We start from the raw sequence: 19015 nt of genomic DNA, 5'->3' as shown, positions 1-19015 counted from the left end.
ATGAGAATGAAGCGCATCGTCGGCATCGGCGCCGGACTCGCCGTGGTGGCCGTCGCGGCCACCACCGGTGTGCTGGCCATGGACGACGAGGGAACGACGACCATCACCGCCTACTTCGACCGGGCCACCGGTGTGTACGCCGGATCGGACCTGCGGATCCTCGGCGTCAGGGTCGGCCGGGTCGAAGCGGTCACGCCCCGCGGCAAGGAGGTCGAGGTCACCCTGCGGGTCGACAAGGGCGTCAAGGTCCCCAAGGAGGCGCACGCCGTGGTCGTCGCCCCCAGCCTCGTCGCCGACCGCTACATCCAGCTCGCCCCCGCCTACGACGGCGGACCGCAGATCGCGGACGACGCCGTACTGCCGGCCGCGAGCAACGCCATGCCCGTCGAGGTGGACCAGCTGTACGACTCCATCACGGAGCTCTCCAAGGCCCTCGGCCCGGACGGGGCCAACGCCGACGGAGCCCTCTCCGGACTCCTCGACACCGGGGCCAAGAACCTCGACGGCAACGGCAAGGCCCTCGGCAACTCCATCGAGCAGTTCGGCAAGGCCACCAAGACCCTCGACAGGAGCAGCGGGAACCTCTTCGACACGCTGTCCTACCTCCAGACCTTCACCACCATGCTGAAGGACAACGACGGCAATGTGCGCGCCGCCGAACAGCAGCTCAACTCGGTGACCGGTTTCCTCGCCGACGACAAGGAGAACCTCGGCGCCGCGCTGAAGGAACTGGGCACCGCACTGGGGCAGGTGAAGGGCTTCATCCAGAAGAACCGCGGCGCCCTCAAGGCGAACGTGGACGCCCTGGTGCCGCTCACCCAGACGCTGGTCGACCAGCGGGCCTCGCTCGCCGAGTCACTGGACACGCTGCCGCTCGCCGCGGGCAACGTCGTCAACGCCTACGACCCGGTGAACCGCACGCTCAACGGCCGTACCAACCTCAACGAGCTCTCCATGGGCGGACCTCTCACGGGGGCCACCGGACTCGCCGGCCTCACCCCGGTGGACGGCGCACGCCGCAAGGCGCTGCCCGCCCTGCCGCTCCCTGCCGTCGGCACCGTCTACGGCACCCCGGCGAGGACCGCCACGGAAAAGAAGGGGGCGAACCGATGAGCCGTGTGCTGCGCAGACCCGGAGCCCGCACGACCGGTGTCGCCGCGGTGCTGGCCGTGGGCGTCGGCCTGGCCCTCGTCGTCACCGTTTCCGGCCTGCCGTCGTTCACCGGGATCGACCAGCTCCCGCTGCCCGGCGGCGCCGACCTCGGCGACCACCCCTACGAGGTCACCGCGGAGTTCGCGGACGTACTCAGCCTCGCCCCGCAGGCGTCGGTGAAGGTCAACGACGTCGCCGTCGGCCGGGTCACCAAGGTCTCCCTCGGCTCGGGCAGCTGGAACGCCAAGGTCACCATGCGCGTCAACGGCAAGGTCGAACTGCCCGCCAACGCCTACGCCCACCTGGAACAGTCCAGCCTTCTCGGCGAGAAGTACATCCAGCTCGCCGCGCCCGCGCGCGGCACCGCACAGGGCAGGCTCGCCGACGGAGACCGGATTCCGCTGACCCGCACCAACCGGAACCCCGAGGTCGAAGAGGTCTTCGGCGCCCTGTCGATGCTCCTCAACGGCGGTGGCGTCAACCAGCTCAAGACCATCACCACCGAGCTGAACAAGGCACTCGCCGGACGCGAACCCCAGATGCGCTCCATGCTCGGCCGGGTCAACACCCTCGTCACCAACCTGGACGGCCACAAGAAGGACATCACCGACGCCCTCGACGGGGTGAACCGGCTCTCCGCCACCCTCGCCACCCGCAAACAGGACGTCGGCACGGTCCTCACCGGGCTCAGCCCCGGCCTGAAGGTCCTGGAGAAGCAGCGCGGCTCGCTCCTCACCATGCTGCGTTCGCTCGACACCCTCTCCACCGTCGCCGTCGACACGGTCGACAGGAGCAAGGCCGACATGATCGCCGACCTCAAGGCCCTCGCCCCCAGCCTCAAGGCGCTCGCCGACTCCGGCCGCGACCTGCCCGACTCCCTCCAGGTACTGCTCACCTACCCGTTCACGGACGAGGTGCTGCGCGGGGTGAAGGGCGACTACCTCAACGTCTACCTGGATGTGACGGCCATGCCCGGCACACAGATCATCCCGTCGCTCACCCCGGCGGTCCCCCCGCAGACCGGGACCGGTACGAGCGGGGCCGGCCGGACACTGCCGCTGCCCCTTCCCGCGGTCCCGACGGCGGGCACGGACGGGAGCAGCCGATGATCACCCTCGCCATCCGGCTCAAGAACATCTCCTTCCTGGTCATCGCGGTGCTCGTGCTCGGCTACCTCGGGGTGCGGTACGCCGACCTCGGCCACTACATCGGCCTGCGCAGCTACTACACCGTCAAGGTCCAACTCCCGCGCACCGGCGGGCTGTACACCCACTCCAACGTCACCTACCGGGGGGTCTCGGTGGGCCGGGTCGGGCCGATCGAGCTCACCGACGACGGAGTCGAGGCCGAACTGCGCATCGAGAAGGACGCCCCGAAGATCCCGGACGGACTCAAGGCCGTCGTCGCCAATCTCTCCTCGGTCGGCGAGCAGTACGTGGACCTGCGGCCCACCCGCACCGAGGGCCCGTACCTGGCGAACGGCTCCGTCATCGACCAGGCCGACACCACCGTCCCCGCCCCCGTCACCGATGTCCTCACCAGCGTCAACGACCTCGCGGGCTCCGTCGATCCGGAATCCCTGCGCACGGTCGTCGACGAGTTCGGCACCGCGTTCGAGGGGCGCGGCGACGACCTCCAGGTGCTGCTGGACACCGGAAGCGACTTCGTCCGGGCGGCGGACGACGCGCTGCCGGTCAACACCCGGCTGATGATCGACGGCCGGACCGTGCTGCGCACCCAGGCCGAACAGGGCGAAGCGCTCAAGGGCTTCGCCTCCGGTGCCGAGGAACTGGCCGCACAGCTCAAGGGATCCGACGCCGATCTGCGCAAGCTGATCGCGGTCGCCCCCGACGCGACCGGACAGATCAGCGGACTGCTGCGGGACCTCGACCCGAGCTTCGGCGTCGTCGTCGCCAACCTCCTCACCACCTCCGAGGTCGCCGTCACCCGGCAGCGCGGCATGGAGGAACTCCTGGTGAAACTGCCCGCGGTGGCGGCCGCCGGGGCCAGCGCCATCGACGAGAACGGCGCCCGGTTCGGCATGTCGGTCACCTTCTTCGAACCCCTGCCCTGCACCGCCGGATACGGCGGCACGGTCTACCGCAGCGGCCTGGACACCACCTCCGGACCGCCCGTCAACACCAAGGCCCGCTGCACCTCTTCGCCCGGCACCGGCATCAACGTGCGCGGCAGCGCCAACGCGCCCAGGGGCGGCGCCGTGCCCGAGCCCGCGAAGCCCGGCTCGATGCTGCTGGGTGACGACGCGGACCGGCTCCCGGGCGCGCTCGGTGTCACCGGCCGGACCCCGTCGGACGGCGACGGCATGGCCGGCCTGCTGGGACTCGGACAGGGAGGCAGCCGATGACGGCCCGTACGAAGACCCTGACCGGCTGGGCGGTGCTGCTCGCCGCCGTGCTGGTCTGCGCCCTCGGCAGCTGGTCGTACGTCCGGGCACGGGGCGACGACAGCCTCGCGTACGCGAAGCACCGCGATGCCGCGCTGGCCGACGGCAAGCACCGCCTCGCCCTGCTGAACAGCCTCGACGCCAAGAACGCCGGGAGCGTGGACAGCGGCCTGGGCGCCTGGCTCGACTCCTCGACCGGGCCGCTCCACGACCAGCTGGGGCGCACCCGGAGCAAGGACGCGAAGGAACTGACCGAGTCCGGTGCCACCGCACGCGGGAAGGTCACCGACGCGGCGCTCACCGCGCTCGACGAGCGGACCGGAACGGCCGAGATGATCGCGACCGTCGATGTCGAGGTCACCCCGCGCACCGGAAAGGCCGGCACCGAACGCAAACGCTTCGAGGCCACGCTGGCCCGGACCCCGGACGGCTGGAAGGTCAAGGCGCTCACGGCGATTCCGGTCGGGAGCGGCGCATGAAGGAGCGGGGAGGGACGGCGGTCGTGAGTACGGACACCGACACGGAGACGCGGGAGACCGAGGAAGCCGGTGCGCCCGCCGGGGAGGAGCGGCCGGACCCGTCCGGGCCCGCCCGGCGATGGCCGCGCATCGTGGCGGCCGTCCTGGTCGTCGCACTGCTCGCGACCGGCGCCGCGCTCTTCGCCGAGGGCAGGGCGCTGCGCGACACCCCCGCCACCTCGAACCGCGCGCTGACCGACAGCGAGGCGACCACCCGGGTCGCGGGCGATGTCAGCAACGCGCTCGGCAAGGTCTTCTCGTACAGCCCGCAGGCCACCGCCGTCACCAAGGAGTCGGCGAAGCAACTCCTGGCCGGCAAGGCGCTCCAGCAGTACGCGGCGCTGTTCGGCCAGGTCGAGAAGCAGGCGGCGGACCAGAAGCTGACGCTCACCACCCATGTCGTGCGCGCCGGAGTGACCCGGCTGACGGACGACAGCGCCCACCTGCTGGTCTTCCTCGACCAGGTCTACGAGCGAGAGGGCAAGCAGGCCACCACGGCGGCGGCGCAGCTCTCCGTCACCGCCCAACTGCGGGACGGCCACTGGACCGTGGTCGAGATCACCTCCAGATAGCAGCGCCCACACTCGCGCGACACGGTACGGATCGGCCGGCAGGGGAGAGACAGCAATGGCACGGGTACGGATGACGAGGAACCCGCTGATGGCGGCGGCGGTCGTGCTGGCCGTCGCGGCGGCCGGCACGGCGGCCTGGAGCGGAGTGTCGTGGTACGACGCCGCGCACGACGAGTCGGCGGTGTACGCGCAGGCCCGTGACGAGGCGCTGGCCGCGGGCGAGCAGGCGGTGCAGAACATGAACACACTCGACCACCGGAAGCTGGAGAAGGGCCTCGACAGCTGGGAGGACTCCACCACCGGCGATCTGCACCAGCAACTCGTCGACGGGCGGACCGCGTTCGTGAAGCAGATCCAGCAGGCGAAGACGGTCAGCACGGCCCAGATCCTGTCCGGGGCGGTGACCGAACTCGACGACCGGGCAGGCAAGGCCGGAGTCATGGTGGCGCTGCGGGTCACCGTGACCGCGCCGAAGGGCAAGCCCGCGGTGAAGGAGAGCCGGATGCTCGGCAAGCTCACCCGTACCTCCGAGGGGTGGAAGCTCAGCGCCCTCGGCCAGGCACCCGTCGGCAACACGGCCGGCTGAGAGGCTGTCGGGTGCCCTCCGACCGGGCGGCCACGCCCTGGTGCGGACCGCGTCCGCTTTCCGATCCGAGGTCACCCGACAGCCTCTGACGCCACCGACTCCCACCCCGCCACCGAGAGGATCCCCGGACATGTCGACGACCCGTCACCTCGTCAACCGCCGGCGCCGTCTGGCCACCGTCGCCGCGGAGCGCGCCACCGCCACCGTCCCGGAGCGGCGGCCCGCGACCCCGGACACGTCCCGGGACGAGCCGGCGCGTACCCCCGACGCGAAGGACACCACCACCGGCGACGAGGTCACGGACGACGCCGGTCCGGCAGACGGCCGGGAGAGGACGGAACCGCGACGCGAGCGGCCGTCCCGCCTCCGTGGCCGGCTGCCCGCCGTTCTCTGCGCCCTCACCGTGCTGCTCGGGGCCTTCGCCGCCTGGGCGTTCACCTCGGCCGGCAGCCTGCGCGACGACCCGTCCCGGCAGAACACCGCCCTCACCGACATCGGCAGCACCAGCGAGGTGAAGGGCCAGATCGCCGACGCCGTCGGCGCGGTGTTCTCGTACAACTACGCCTCGCCCGGCAATTCCGAGGACGCGGCCAGGACCCACCTGGTCGGCAAGGCGGTGCAGCAGCACAAGGACATGCTCGCCCAGGTCCGGGCCCAGGGGCAGAAGCAGAAGCTCGTGCTGACCACGACCGTCACCGACAGCGGTGTGGAACTCCTCGACGGCGACCGGGCCCGGCTGCTGATCTTCGCCGACCAGAGCAACACCCGTACCGGCAAGTCGGACGAGACGACCTACGCGGCGGCCATGTTCGCCGTGGACGCCGTTCGCCGCGGCGACACCTGGCGGATCTCCGCCATCGATACGTTCATCCGGTGACCCGGGGGAGAGGGGAGCACGCATGAGGTTCAACGGCACGATGCGCCGCGGACTCGGCGGCACGGCGGCCGCGGTCGCCACGATGGCCGCGCTCACCGCGTCCCAGGCGCCGGGACTCGTCGGTCATGAAACGGCACCGAAGCAGCGCCAGGAGGCCGACGAGGTCAAATGGTCGCACGTGCCCAACGACGACTCGTACCACACCGAACTCCCGCCGCTCCAGTCGCCGAAGCCGCCGAAGGCCGGCAAGAAACAGAGCCCGGCCGCCGCCCGGTCCTGGGCCGAGGCGGGCATCCCGGCCACAGTGCTCGCCGCCTACCGCAAGGCGGAGAGCGCACTCGGGAAGACCGACCCCGGATGCCGTCTGCCGTGGCAGTTGCTCGCGGCGATCGGCAAGGTCGAGTCCGGCCAGGCCGGCGGGGGACGGGTGGACGCCCACGGCACGACGCTCACCCCGATCCTCGGACCGGTCCTCAACGGTGCGGGATTCGCCGACATCCCGGACACCGACGGCGGCGTGTACGACGGCGACCGTACCTACGACCGGGCGGTCGGCCCGATGCAGTTCATCCCGTCGACCTGGGCCCACTGGGGCAAGGACGGGAACGGTGACGGCCGCCGCGATCCGGGCAACATCTACGACGCCGCCCTGGCCGCCGGGTACTACCTCTGCGCCGGACCGCGCGATCTGTCGGTGAAGGCCGATCTGGACCGGGCGATCCTCAGCTACAACCACTCGGACACCTATCTGCGCACCGTGCTGTCCTGGCTGGAGTTCTACCGCAAGGGCATCCATCCGGTGGCCGACGGCAAGGGAACCGTCCCGAAGAGCCCCGGCGCGGGCGGCCCGAACAAGCCGAAGCGTCCGGTCGGCGGCCCCGGCACCCCGGACGGCGGCATCATCGTGGGCCCGCAGCCCGGCGGTTCGCCGCACCCCTCCCCGTCGGCCACCCCGAAGCCCTCCGGGGCACCGACCGGTTCCCCGGACCCCACCGGCTCCCCGGACCCCACCGACCCGGGCACCGGCTCACCCGATCCGACCGGCAGCGGACCGGCCACCCCGGACCCCGGTACGAGCCCCGACCCCGGTACCTCGGAGCCGGGCCCCGGCTGCCCGACCGACTCGCCGTCACCTGACCCGACCGACACCACCGGGACCACCGGGTCCCCGGAGCCCGACCCGACGACGAGCGAGGACCCCTGCGCCACGCCGTCGGGCTCACCGTCCGCCGGCTGACAGCACCTCCGCCAGGTCGTACCGCACCACTTCTTCCAGCTGCGCGTAGGTGCAGCCGGCAGGGGTGCGGTCCGGCCGCCAGCGGCGGAACCGGGCGGTGTGCCGGAAACGGTCGCCCTCCATGTGGTCGTACGCGACCTCGCAGACCCGCTCCGGTCGCAGCGCCACCCACGACCGGTCCTTCTTCCCGGACCAGCGGCTCTGCGTCCCGGGCAGCCGGGCGTGCTCGTGCGCCTCGGCGTCGGCCCAGGCCGCCCACGGGTGGCCGGCGAAATCGACGCGCAGCGGCTCCAGCTCCGCGACCAGCTCCTCGCGGCGCTTCATCGAGAAGGCGGCACAGACTCCGACGTGCTGGAGCACGCCCCCGGAGTCGTACAGGCCGAGCAGCAGCGAGCCGACGACCGGGCCGCTCCTGTGGAAGCGGTATCCCGCCACCACGCAGTCGGCGGTCCGCTCGTGCTTGATCTTGTACATCACCCGGGTGTCGGGGCGGTACGGCAGATCGAGCGGTTTGGCCACCACACCGTCGAGCCCCGCGCCCTCGTAGCGCTCGAACCACTCCTGGGCGAGGGCCGGGTCCGTGGTCGCCGGAGCGAGGTGGACGGGGGCGGACGCGTGGGACAGCGCCGCCTCCAGCACGGCACGGCGGTCGGACTGCCGGGTGGAGAGCAGGGAGTCGTCCCCCACCGCCAGGATGTCGAAGGCGATCAGACTGGCCGGGGTCCGTTCGGCGAGCAGCCGCACCCGGGAATCGGCGGGGTGGATGCGCTCGCTGAGCCGGTCGAAGTCCAGCCGCCCGTCGTACGCGATCACGATCTCGCCGTCGATCACGCAGCGCGGCGGCAGATTGTCCCGCACGGCGGTGACCAGCTCGGGGAAGTAGCGTGTGAGCGGCTTGCCGGTGCGGCTGCCGATCACCACCTCCTCGCCGTCCCGGTGCACGATCGCGCGGAAGCCGTCCCACTTGGCCTCGTACTGCATACCGGGCGGGATCCTGGCCACGGACTTGGCGAGCATCGGCTTCACAGGCGGCATCACCGGCAGATCCATGGCCCGATTCTCACCCAGGAACAGGCGCAAGTCTCCCGATATGCGGCATATGTGAGCCCGGCCTACCGTGACCGTCATGGGCGCAGCGGTGAAAGCAGTGGAGCTCGAAGCCGACGGACGGGCCGTACGGCTCTCCAATCCGGACAAGGTCTATTTCCCGGAGAAGGGTTACACCAAGAGGGACGTGGCCGAGTACTTCCTGGCCGTGGGCCCCGGCATCACCCGCGCCCTGCGCGACCGGCCCACCACCCTCCAGCGCTTCGTGGACGGCGTCGAGGGCGAGTTCTTCTACCAGAAACGGGCCCCGAAGAACCTCCCCGACTGGATCCCCACGGCACGGATCGCCTTCCCGAGCGGCCGGCCCGCCGACGAGATCTGCCCCACCGGGCTCGGCGCCGTCATCTGGGCGGCCAACCTCGGCACGCTCACCTTCCACCCCTGGCCGGTCCGCAGCACCGACACCGACCACCCGGACGAACTGCGCATCGACCTCGACCCGCAGCCCGGCACGGACTACGCCGACGCGGTACGGGCCGCCCACGAGCTGCGGTCCGTGCTCGACGACCACGGGCTGCGCGGCTGGCCCAAGACCTCCGGCGGCCGGGGCATCCATGTCTTCGTCCCGATCGCCCCGGAGTGGACGTTCACCGAGGTCAGGCGCGCCACCATCGCCGCCGGGCGCGAACTGGAGCGCCGCATGCCGGACCGGGTGACCACGGCCTGGTGGAAGGAGGAACGCGGCGAGCGGATCTTCGTCGACTTCAACCAGACCGCCCGGGACCGCACCATCGCCTCCGCCTACTCCGTACGCCCCCGCCCGTACGCCCCGGTCTCCGCCCCGCTGCGCTGGGAGGAGCTCGACGACGCCGAACCGCGCGACTTCGACATCAGGACCATGCCGAAGCGCTACGCCGATGTGGGCGACGTGCACGCGGACATGGACGACCACGCCTTCCGGCTCGACGGGCTGCTGGAGCTGGCGGACCGGGACGAGCGGGAACGCGGACTCGGCGACATGCCGTACCCGCCGGAGTACCCGAAGATGCCCGGCGAGCCGAAACGGGTCCAGCCGAGCCGGGCCCGGCACGACGAGGACACCGAGGGGTGACCGCGCCCGACCTGGAGCCCGCCGCACCGCACGGGGAACATGCCCGCCCCCCGGCCCGCGGCGACCGATGGGCGGAGTTCAAGGCGTCCCCGTACCTGCCCGCCGTCGTGCTCCTGTTCATCATCGCGGCCGCGGCCGGTCTCTTCGCGGGCTCCTACACGTACGCGATGGCCAACCCGACCCCGCGCAATATCCCGGCCGCCGTGGTCGGCGAGCTCGACACCCCGCGCGACAAGCTCTTCCTCGACCGGCTGGAGGGCGCACTCGACACCTCGCTGGTGCTGCACGAGTACGCCACCGAAGCCGAAGCCCGCATCGCCCTGGAGGAGCAGAAGGTCTTCGCCGTCCTGCGGTCCGAGAACGGCGGGGTCGGCCTGGACGTCGCGAGCGCTTCCGGAGCCTCGGTCGCCCAGTTGCTCGCCGAGTCCACGCTGAAGGTGGGGGAAGCGGCCCATGTGCCGGTGAAGGTCAGGGACGTGAAGCCCCTGCAGCCGGGCGACCCGCGCGGCCTCGCTCTCTTCTACATCTCGCTCGCCGCGGTGATCGTCGGGTTCATCGGCGCGATCCAGCTGAGTGTGCACGCCAAGGCGCTGGAGCCCCTGGAGCGGGTCGGGTTCACTGTCGCCTACGCCCTGCTCGGCGGGTTCTCCATCGCCGCCGTGGTGGACTGGCTGCTCGGCTCCGTCGACCTGCCGTTCGTCCAGTCGTGGATGATCCTCGCCTTCACCATGTTCACCACGGGCATGGTCTTCACCATGTTCAACGCCCTGATGGGGCGCTGGGCGATGATCCCCACCTGGGGACTGATGGTGATGCTCGGAAACCCGTCCTCCGGTGGCGCGGTGTCCTGGCCGCTGCTGCCGTCGGTGCTCGGTTTCATCGGCCGCTGGCTCCCCCCGGGCGCCTCGGTCAACGCCCAGCACGCCGCCGTCTACTACCAGGGACACCAACGGGTCTTCCCGTACCTGGTCCTCGCCGGCTGGGCGCTGGTCTCGTGCACGGTGTTCTGGGTGTGGCGCCACCGGCACCCGGGAGGCCGTGACCACATGCCTCAGCACGCGGTCACGGCCACCTGACCCGGTTCCGGGCTACAGCTCCTTGATCCGGATGTCGCGGTACGAGACCACGTCCGTGGTGCTGTGGACCTGGAGTCCGATGTAACCGGAGGCGTACCGCCGGCCGTCGGTCCCCGGGTCGTCGCCGCGCGGCGGTTCGAAGACCTGACCGCCGTTGTTGTCGAACTCGTTCAGCAGGACACCGTTGCGGTAGATCGAGTAGTGCTGGTCCACCACCCGGATCTCGTAGTCGTTCCAGGTGCCCTTGGGCGTGACCCCGGCGCCGGCCAGACCGATCCGGTCGAAGCCGTAGACCGAGCCGGTCTTGTACATGTCGCCGTCCGGACGGTCGAGGATCTGCACCTCATGGCCGTACTTGATGGCGACCCACTCCGGACGCGACTCCTCCGGGTTGTCGTGGACGTTCGGGAAGCGCACGAACACCCCGCTGTTGGCGTTGCCCGCGCCCGGGGCGTCGTCGCGCCACTGGAGCTTGAGCGAGAAGTCGCCGTACTGCCGCCCGGGGAACCAGAGCATGCCCATGCCGTCCACCGAGGTGGAGCTGGTGATGGTGCCGTCCGCGTTGAGCCCGAACTTTCCGCCGCCGACCTGCTGCCACTTGGCGAAGGACGCCGCCGTGCCGTCGAAGAGCTTCTTGTAGCCCTCGTCCTGGCCCGGCCCGCCGATCCCCGACTGCCTGGCCGCCCGGTAGATCTTCTTCTGCTCGCGGGCGTCGATCACACCGGCGGCGAGCAGCTTGTCGAGGACGCCGTCCACGTGCTTGAGGAACAGCGCGTGCGACGACCAGTCCTTCTCGTCCTCGATCAGCTCATTGATCGTGCAGCGCTTGCCCGTGATGCGGTTGGGCACCCCGGTGTCGACCGTGCCGACGATGACGGTGAGCCGCTCGTCGAACTCCGGGCAGTTCGGCGCCGGTACGCCCCCGCTCTCCGCGACGGTGAACGACACCTGCTTCGCGACGGAGGTGTTGCCGGCCTTGTCCGTCGCCCGGTGGGCGACGGTGTGATAGCCGACGCGGTCGACGATGACGGTGCCGGTGTACGCGAGGTACGGGCCGCCGTCGAGCGAGTACTCGACCTTGTCCACGCCGGATTCGGCGTCGGTCGCGGTGACCGTCACCTTGGCGCTGGTGATGTAGGCGTTGTCGGAGTTCTTGTCGCCCTCGACCTTCGCGGAGGTCTCCGGCGGGGTCTTGTCCTGTGTCGGCGGCGCGACGACGGTGAAGGCGACCGACTTCTCGGCTGCCGTGTTGCCCGCCCTGTCGGTGGCGCGGTAGCGGACCGTGTGCGTGCCGACCTCGTGCACCATCACGGGCGCGGTGTACGGCTGCCAGGCGCCGTCCGCCCCGATCGCGTACTCGATGGTGTTGACGCCGGACCCGGTGTCGGAGGCGGTCACGGTGACCGTCGCCATCCCCAGGTACTGCCCCTGGTCGTCCTTCTCGCCGGACACGGTCGCGGAGGTCTCCGGCGGCGTCCTGTCGTCCGTCGGCGGCGCGGCGACCGCGAAGTCGACCGATTTCTCGGCTGCCGTGTTGCCCGCCTTGTCGGTGGCGCGGTAGCGGATCGTGTGCGTACCGACCTCGTCGACCACGACCGGTGCGGTGTACGGCTGCCAGGCCCCGTCCGCGCCCACCGCGTACTCCACGGTGTCGACGCCGGAGCCGTCGTCGGTCGCCGAGACGGTGACGGTGGCCTGACCGATGTACGCGCCGTCGGCGTTCTTGTCACCGTCCACCTTCGCCGAGGTGCCGGGCGCCGTGGTGTCCTCGCCGCCACCGCCCTCGGTCACGGTGAGGATGCCCTGCATCGCCTCGTGCCCCGGCATGGTGCAGTGGTAGAAGTACCGGCCGGGGGAGAGCGTGACCTCGGCGGTGTGCTTGCCGCCCTGGTCGTCGGCCGGGTTGGCCAGGATGTTCAGCGTGACGTCGTTGTTGAACTCCGGGTCCGAGACGCTGAACGTGAGGGTGTGCGGCATCCCCGTGGTGTTGCCGGTCGCCGCGCTGTTCTCGAAGACGATGGTCGCCTTGCCGGCCACCGCGGTCTTCGGGGCGGACAGATAGTGGTCGATGGGGTCGCCCGCGGTCCAGGTGAGGACCTGATCGGCCACCGCACCGGCGGGAGCCGCCGTACGGCCGTACGCCGCTGTCGAGGTCAGCCCCAGGACCATCAGGAAGGAACCCAGCAGTGCGAGCCACAGCCGGGCGGGACGGTACCGCTTTCGCGAGAGGACCGGACGATGTCTCACCGCACTGCCGCCTTCCTGGCCAGATCCTCGGCGGCCGGGGTCGGACCGCCGCCCTTGTACGTCACACGCCACAGCGCCGACTTGGAGTCGGAGGTGAAGAAGCCGCGCCCGTAGTCCAGGACGTACAGCGAACCGTCCGGGGCGAACTTCCAGTCCATCAGGTTGCGGATGCCGTCCGCCCCGACCGGGATGATCTTCCGCAGGGACTCGGCGTGCGTGGGCAGACCGCCCTTGCCGACCGTCTTCGGGTCGGTGAGCACGGCGTGGCGGGGCTGGGTGTCGTCGTAGAAGTCACCGACGAACCACTTGCCGTCCCAGTAGGAGGGCCACTTGTCGGCGCTGGTGCTCGCCGCGTCGTACCGGTAGACCGGGCCGTTCATCGTGGCCTGGCCGCCGCCCTTGAGCCACGGCAGCAGCTGCTTCTGGTCCTCGACCTTGTAGCTCGGGATGCCGTTCGCGTCGCGCGGGTAGTCCACGCCACCGCCCTGTGGCGAGTACCAGATGGTGTTGGAGGTGACCGGCGGCAGATTCACCAGACCGTCGTTGTTCGGCGACTCGTTCTTCGGGTGGTCGCAGTCGTACCAGCCGAGCGGTTTCGTCGGATCCGGCAGATTGCGGTCCCGGTAGGGCTGCTTGTTGCCCATGCAGTACGGCCAGCCGTGGTTGCCCGCTTTCGTGATCGCGGCGAACGTGTCGTACTTGGCCGGCCCCCAGGTGGTGGAGGGCGCGCCCGCGTCGGGGCCGACCCAGCCCGCGTACAGCGTGTCGGTCGACTTGTCGATGGAGATCCGGGCCGGGTTGCGCACGCCCATCACATAGATCTCGCCGCGGGTCCTGCCACCGCCCTCGTCGGGCTCCCTGCCGGTGAAGAGGTTGCCCTCGGGCAGTGTGTAGGTGCCGTCGTCCTCCGGGTGGATCCTGAGGATCTTCCCGTTGAGGTTGTTCGTGTTGCCCGCGGTGCGGCGGGCGTCGGCGAACGAGACGCCCTTGTAGCTCGGCTGCGGGTTGTTCCCGGAGTAACCGTCGCTGAAGCCGGAGGAGTTGTTGTCACCGGTCGCGATGTACAGATTTCCCTTGGAGTCCCAGGCCATCCCGCCACCCGCGTGGCAGCAGCTGTGGACCTGGACGGGCCAGTGCAGCAGTACCTTCTCCGAGGACAGGTCCAGCTTGTTCGTGGACAGGTCCATGGTGAAGCGGGAGACCTGGCGCACCGCCATCTGCTTGTCGCGGTCCAGCTTCGCGTGCGGGGTGTAGTGCAGATACACCCAGCCGTTCTTCTCGAAGTCCGGGTCCAGTTCGATGCCGAGCAGTCCCTCCTCGACCTTGACCAGCTCGTCGCCGCCGCCCTTGTTGCCGAAGATGGTCAGCTCACCGGCGAGGGTGACCTTCTTGGTCTTCGGGTCGTAGACGTGGATCTGTCCCAGGCCCTTGCCGATGTCCGGGTCGTTCCAGTCGGTGACGACCGGCCTGCTGCTGTCGGCGCCGCCGCGCCCGATGTACAGCACGCGTCCGTCGGGGGCGACGACCAGGCCGTGCGGCTCGCCGATCTGGTCGTTCTGTCCCGGCTGGTTGGGCTGGGTGACGCGCTCGGCCTTGTAGTTGGCGTCGATCGTGGCCTTGCAGTCGGCCTGCGAGATCCGGGTCGTCCAGTCCAGCGCGCCGCGCAGATGGTCGCGGAAGTCGGTCTCCGCGAAGCTGTCGACCGTACCGCCCATCGCCGTGTAGAAGGACCGGCCGCCGTCGTAGTCGCGGCACCAGGAGACCGGGTGGTCCCAGCCGTTGGCGCTCGCGCCCGGCTTGTAGGTGATCTCGCGGACACGGGCCACGGTGTGCACGTCGCCGGACGGGTTCTTCGTCCAGTTCAGCCACTTGTCGGGGCGCTTCCACTCCAGCGGAAGGTTCTTGGTCGCCGGATGCTGCCGGTCACCGATCTCGACCGTCGCACGCTGTACGGAGGTCGGGCTGTTCGCCGCCGGGCGGGCGCCGACCAGGCCGGTGAACCAGTCCGAGTACGGCTCGGTGCGCGCGGCGTCATGGATGCCGAGGAAGCCGCCGCCGGCCTCCATGTACGCCTCCAGACCGGCCTCCTGCTCCGGGTCGAGGACATCGCCGCCGCCGGTCAGGAAGACCACGGCGTTGTACTTGCCGAGCTGCTTGCCCTTGGTGAAGACCGCGGGATCGTCGGTGGCGACGGTCCTGAACCGGCCGGCCTCCGGGCCGGTGAGGCCGATCTTCTCGATCGCCGCGATCCCGGCGTCGACCGTCGGGGACTCCTCGGTGGCGGAGGCGTGGAACACCAGCACCTTGACGTCGGCGCCGCCCGGCGGCGATGGCAGGGACAACGTTGTCGCCAGGGAGCCCGGCGGCTCCGGATAGGGCCTGGCGTCGGCTGTGCCGGCGCCGAGCAGGGAAGCGGTCAGTGCGCCGGCCGCGAGGCCCGCCGCGAGTCCACGTCGCGATCTGGACCTGTGATGTGGTGTGCGCTGCATGTGGTCACCCACCCCTCTTTGGTCACTGCAACAGCGCATGAAGCTAGACCTCTTTTCGCGGCTCGCCAATAGCTATGGCGGCAATTCCACGAACTTTGTCCTGGGTGTGGATAAACTGAGATCCTCCGACTACGGTGTGGGCCGTCCGGGGCGAGTCGGCGCTCCAAATTCCTTGGCACAGTGGGGAGTTCGGCATGGACAGAAGGAGCTTCAACCGGCGGATGCTGGTTGGCGGCGGGGTGGCGGCCGCGACCGGCCTGACATCGTTGTCCCTCGGTTCGATCGAGGCCAGCTCGGCGGAACCCGCGCTGGACACCGCCCCGGCGGGCGGTGCGGTCCGCCATCTCAAGCTGTACGCCGAGAAGCTGGCGGACGGTCAGATGGGGTACGGGCTGGAGAAGGGGAAGGCGTCGGTGCCGGGGCCGCTCATCGAGATCAACGAGGGCGACACCCTGCACATCGAGTTCGAGAACACGGCGGACGTGCCGGTCAGTCTCCACGCGCACGGTGTCGACTACGACATCGCGAGCGACGGCACCCGGATGAACAAGAGCATCGTCGAGCCGGGCGGGACCCGTACCTACACCTGGCGCACCCACGTCGCCGGCCGCCGCAAGGACGGCACCTGGCAGCCGGGCAGCGCGGGCTACTGGCACTACCACGACCATGTCGTCGGCACGGATCACGGCACGGGCGGCATTCGCAAGGGCCTCTACGGTCCGCTGATCGTCCGGCGCAAGGGCGACATCCTGCCGGACAAGACGATCACGATCGTCTTCAACGACATGACGATCAACAACAAGGCGGCCCACGAGAGCCCGAACTTCGCGGCCACGGTGGGGGACCGGCTCGAAGTGGTCATGATCACGCACGGCGAGTACTACCACACGTTCCATATCCACGGTCATCGCTGGGCGGACAACCGGACCGGCCTGCTCACCGGCCCCGACGACCCGAGCCGGGTCATCGACACGAAGATCGTCGGCCCGGCGGACTCCTTCGGCTTCCAGGTCATCGCGGGCGAACACGTGGGCGCGGGCGCCTGGATGTACCACTGCCATGTGCAGAGCCACTCTGACATGGGCATGGCCGGACTGCTGCTGGTCGCCAAGCCGGACGGCACCGTGCCGGGCTACGACCCGCACGACATGGCGGCCCACGGCAAGGAGGCACCGGGCAAGGAGGCACCGGGCAAGGAGGCACCGGGCAAGGAGGCACCGGGCAAGATGGCACCGGGCAAGATGGCACCCGGGATGGGGACGGGCGCGCACGCCCCGGCGGCGCACGGATCCTGAGCCGCCGGTCCGGGGTCCCGACGCCGTCGGGCCGCAGGCCCTGACGGCGTCAGCTCTCCGGCGCCACCTTCCGGGCCGCCCCGTCCGCCTCGCCCGCCTGTTCCGCCCCGTCCGTCCCGGCGGTCGTGACCGTTCCGGTCGCGAGGCGCAGCTGTTCCTCCTCGACGATGCGCCGGGCCAGAGCCCCGTCCGACACGTCCACGGCGTCCGGCGTCGTCTCGGCGACGTCGCTGCGCCGGGCGTAGAGGTCGAACAGCCGCTCCTTGCGGGCCAGGATGTCCAGCATCCGTTCGTCGACGCTGTCGGCCGCGAGGAGCCGGTGCACCTGGACGGTCCGTATCTGACCCATCCGGTGGGCGCGGGCCACCGCCTGGTGCTCCATCGTCGGCTTGATCTGCGGTTCGCAGATGATGACGACCGACGCCGACTGCATGTTCAGCCCGACGCCGCCCGCCTGGATCTGGCTGAGCAGAACGGCATGGCCGTCCACGGCAGCGAAGTCGTCGATCAGCCGCTGGCGGCGGGCGGCCGGCAGGCTTCCCGAGAGCGGGCCGAACACGGGTGATTCCAGGGCCTGTCCGACCGTGTGGAGCACGTCGCGGAAGTAGGAGAACACCACGACCTTCAGGCCGTTGTCCGCGGCCTCGGCCACCAGCTCACGCAGCCGGTTCAGCTTCGCGGACGTGGCGGGCCGGGCATACGCCGCCCGGCGCATCCGCATGAACTGCCCGGCGCCCACCGCCTCGCGGTAGGCGTCGAGATCACCGGGGCTGAACTCCTCCCACTCGTCGACCTGTACCAGCGCCGGGAGTTCGGTCAGCACATCCACCTGGTTGCGCCGCAGATAGGCCGGGGCGACCGCCCTGCGGAAGGCGAGCGAACCGGCGGCTCCATGGGTGGTGTGTATCGAGGGGGCCAGCTCCGGCTGGAGGTGACGGACCAGGCTGCGGAACTCCTCGACGCGGTTCTCCATGGGCGTACCGGTCAGGAACAGCACCCGTTCGGTCTGCTGCGTCCAGCCGGACACCGCCCGGGACCGGCGGGTGGCGGGGTTCTTGACGTAGTGGGCCTCGTCGACCACCAGCATGCCGGGCCGCATGCCGCAGTCCGCAGCGGCCGGCAGCGTGTGCAGGGCGTCGAACGTGGTGAGGGCGACCCCGCCGCCGCGACACCATTCGTCGAAGGCGGACTGGCGCTCGGGGCCGTGCACCGGCAGGGTGCGCAGCGTGGAGCGGGCGCGGACCTCGCGCGCCCAGTTGATCAGCACGCTCGCCGGGCAGACCACCAGGAAGTGCGTCTCGCCCCGCGCCGAGAGATGCGCGAGTGCGGCGATGGCCTGGACGGTCTTGCCGAGCCCCATCTCGTCACCGAGGATCACCCGCTTCTGCGCGAGCGCGAACCGCGCGCCGAACGACTGGTAGCCGCGCAGCGAGACACGGAGATGGGCGTCGTCCAGCCGCAGACCGCGCACCCGGTCCGCCATCCCGGACGGCAGGAACCCCTCGGCCGCGTCCCGGTCGGGGCCGGTTCCGGACATCTCGGCGAGCAGGCTGTAGTACTCGGCGGACCGCAGCTCGAAGTCCACCCAGGCCGCGAGGTCCGACTCCGGGGCCCGCAGCAGATCGACCGAGACCTGCCCGAACAGCAGGGGCAGCTCGCGTCCCTCCGCCTCGGCGACGGCGGTCCGCACCTCGGTGACGGCCTCCAGCGCCAGGGAGCGGGCCTGCCGCCCGGTGAACAGCATGCGCAGCCGGCCACGCGCCGGTCCCGCGGCGGCCAGCAGGGGTTCGAGGCGCCCGACGAGCCGGCCCGCCGTGTCCACGGCCCGCCGGACGTCGGGGCCGGCGTCGACCAGCCGGTGCAGTGCGACGACCAACGCGGTCGTGGCGTCGTCCGGGGCATCCACGTCTATCCGGACCGCGACCGTGTCCCGCACCGCGTGGGCGATCTGACCGGCCGCGGCCAGCGCCTGGTCGGCGGTCTGCGCGCCGACCCCGGGGATCTGCCGCAGCTCGTAGCGGTTGGCCTCGTGGACCTGGCCGACGGTGGTGAAACCGGCCTGCTCGACCGCGCCGAGCCGCAGCCTGCCCTCGGTGACGTCCTTGAGCCGGGAGGCCGGGATGGCGGCGAGCTCCCGGCTCACGAGCGAGTCGAGCAGCGGCTTCAGCGCGGTGTGCACGGCATCGACGGCGCGGGTGTGATCGGCCAGCACGGCGCGCGCGGTTTCCAGCAGCAGCCCGGCCCGCGTCAGCAGCTCCCGGGCGGCCCTTCCCGTGGGCGCCCCGTCCTCCGTCGGTCCGGCCTGTGTCATGTACGTCCCTCTGTCCGCGCAGCCCGGCTGCCGTCCTGCCCGGCACCTGCCCGGACGATCCCTATCGTGCCACGCGGCACCGACAGTCCCGGC

15 protein-coding genes are annotated in these 19015 nt (G+C 70.7%); 11 read left to right on the top strand and 4 right to left on the bottom strand.

The features are described 5' to 3' along the window. The 8 genes from ACFV8T_RS27200 to ACFV8T_RS27165 all read left to right on the top strand — a co-directional run bounded on the left by ACFV8T_RS27200 (position 1) and on the right by ACFV8T_RS27165 (position 7346). The gene (locus ACFV8T_RS27200; RefSeq protein ID WP_385332278.1) at positions 1-1113 is read left to right on the top strand and encodes an MCE family protein; all 1113 of its coding nucleotides are present in this window, start codon (positions 1-3) and stop codon (positions 1111-1113) included. After that, entirely contained in the window at positions 1110-2261 is a 1152-nt protein-coding gene (locus ACFV8T_RS27195) for an MCE family protein (protein WP_385332276.1), read from the top strand. The genes ACFV8T_RS27200 and ACFV8T_RS27195 overlap by 4 nt, the downstream gene beginning before the upstream one ends. After that, positions 2258-3517, top strand: a complete 1260-nt coding sequence (locus ACFV8T_RS27190; RefSeq protein WP_385332273.1) for an MCE family protein — start codon at positions 2258-2260, stop codon at positions 3515-3517. The genes ACFV8T_RS27195 and ACFV8T_RS27190 overlap by 4 nt, the downstream gene beginning before the upstream one ends. Then, the gene (locus tag ACFV8T_RS27185) at positions 3514-4035 is read left to right on the top strand and encodes a hypothetical protein (RefSeq protein WP_385332270.1); all 522 of its coding nucleotides are present in this window, start codon (positions 3514-3516) and stop codon (positions 4033-4035) included. The genes ACFV8T_RS27190 and ACFV8T_RS27185 overlap by 4 nt, the downstream gene beginning before the upstream one ends. After that, positions 4032-4646: a hypothetical protein gene (locus ACFV8T_RS27180; protein ID WP_385332267.1), complete on the top strand. Its 615-nt coding sequence runs from the start codon at positions 4032-4034 to the stop codon at positions 4644-4646. The genes ACFV8T_RS27185 and ACFV8T_RS27180 overlap by 4 nt, the downstream gene beginning before the upstream one ends. Before the next feature lie 88 nt (positions 4647-4734). Next, on the top strand, positions 4735-5232 hold the full coding sequence (locus tag ACFV8T_RS27175) for a hypothetical protein (protein ID WP_385332529.1): 498 nt from the start codon (positions 4735-4737) through the stop codon (positions 5230-5232). A gap of 130 nt (positions 5233-5362) precedes the next feature. Further along, entirely contained in the window at positions 5363-6109 is a 747-nt protein-coding gene (locus tag ACFV8T_RS27170; RefSeq protein ID WP_385332265.1) for a hypothetical protein, read from the top strand. Positions 6110-6131: 22 nt separating this feature from the next. Then, a complete protein-coding gene (locus ACFV8T_RS27165; RefSeq protein WP_385332262.1) occupies positions 6132-7346 on the top strand; it encodes a lytic murein transglycosylase in 1215 nt (404 codons plus the stop codon). Here ACFV8T_RS27165 and ACFV8T_RS27160 read toward each other — a convergent pair. Further along, a complete protein-coding gene (locus ACFV8T_RS27160; RefSeq protein ID WP_385332260.1) occupies positions 7329-8396 on the bottom strand; it encodes an ATP-dependent DNA ligase in 1068 nt (355 codons plus the stop codon). The genes ACFV8T_RS27165 and ACFV8T_RS27160 overlap by 18 nt on opposite strands. A gap of 97 nt (positions 8397-8493) precedes the next feature. Between ACFV8T_RS27160 and ligD the strand changes: the two genes are divergently transcribed. Both ligD and ACFV8T_RS27150 read left to right on the top strand, forming a co-directional pair. After that, positions 8494-9504, top strand: coding sequence for a non-homologous end-joining DNA ligase (ligD, locus tag ACFV8T_RS27155; RefSeq protein WP_385332527.1), 1011 nt, complete (start codon positions 8494-8496; stop codon positions 9502-9504). Continuing rightward, complete coding sequence (locus tag ACFV8T_RS27150) at positions 9501-10580, top strand: ABC transporter permease (protein ID WP_385332257.1); 1080 nt, start codon at positions 9501-9503, stop codon at positions 10578-10580. The genes ligD and ACFV8T_RS27150 overlap by 4 nt, the downstream gene beginning before the upstream one ends. Before the next feature lie 12 nt (positions 10581-10592). Here the strand turns inward: ACFV8T_RS27150 and ACFV8T_RS27145 are convergent, their stop codons facing one another. Together ACFV8T_RS27145 and ACFV8T_RS27140 are read right to left on the bottom strand one after the other, a co-directional pair. Continuing rightward, entirely contained in the window at positions 10593-12749 is a 2157-nt protein-coding gene (locus tag ACFV8T_RS27145) for an OmpL47-type beta-barrel domain-containing protein (RefSeq protein ID WP_385332525.1), read from the bottom strand. 74 nt (positions 12750-12823) lie between these two features. Beyond that, positions 12824-15316, bottom strand: coding sequence for a ThuA domain-containing protein (locus ACFV8T_RS27140; RefSeq protein ID WP_385332254.1), 2493 nt, complete (start codon positions 15314-15316; stop codon positions 12824-12826). Positions 15317-15510: 194 nt separating this feature from the next. On the opposite strand from ACFV8T_RS27140, the gene ACFV8T_RS27135 reads away from it, so the two are divergent. Further along, a complete protein-coding gene (locus ACFV8T_RS27135) occupies positions 15511-16611 on the top strand; it encodes a multicopper oxidase domain-containing protein (protein WP_385332252.1) in 1101 nt (366 codons plus the stop codon). A gap of 49 nt (positions 16612-16660) precedes the next feature. Here ACFV8T_RS27135 and ACFV8T_RS27130 read toward each other — a convergent pair whose 3' ends face one another. Then, entirely contained in the window at positions 16661-18922 is a 2262-nt protein-coding gene (locus tag ACFV8T_RS27130; protein ID WP_385332250.1) for a DEAD/DEAH box helicase, read from the bottom strand. Positions 18923-19015 lie beyond the last annotated feature (93 nt).

Source organism: Streptomyces sp. NPDC059832, assembly GCF_042731715.1.
Lineage (GTDB): Bacteria > Actinomycetota > Actinomycetes > Streptomycetales > Streptomycetaceae > Streptomyces.
This window is presented reverse-complemented; position numbering and strand designations above follow the sequence as displayed.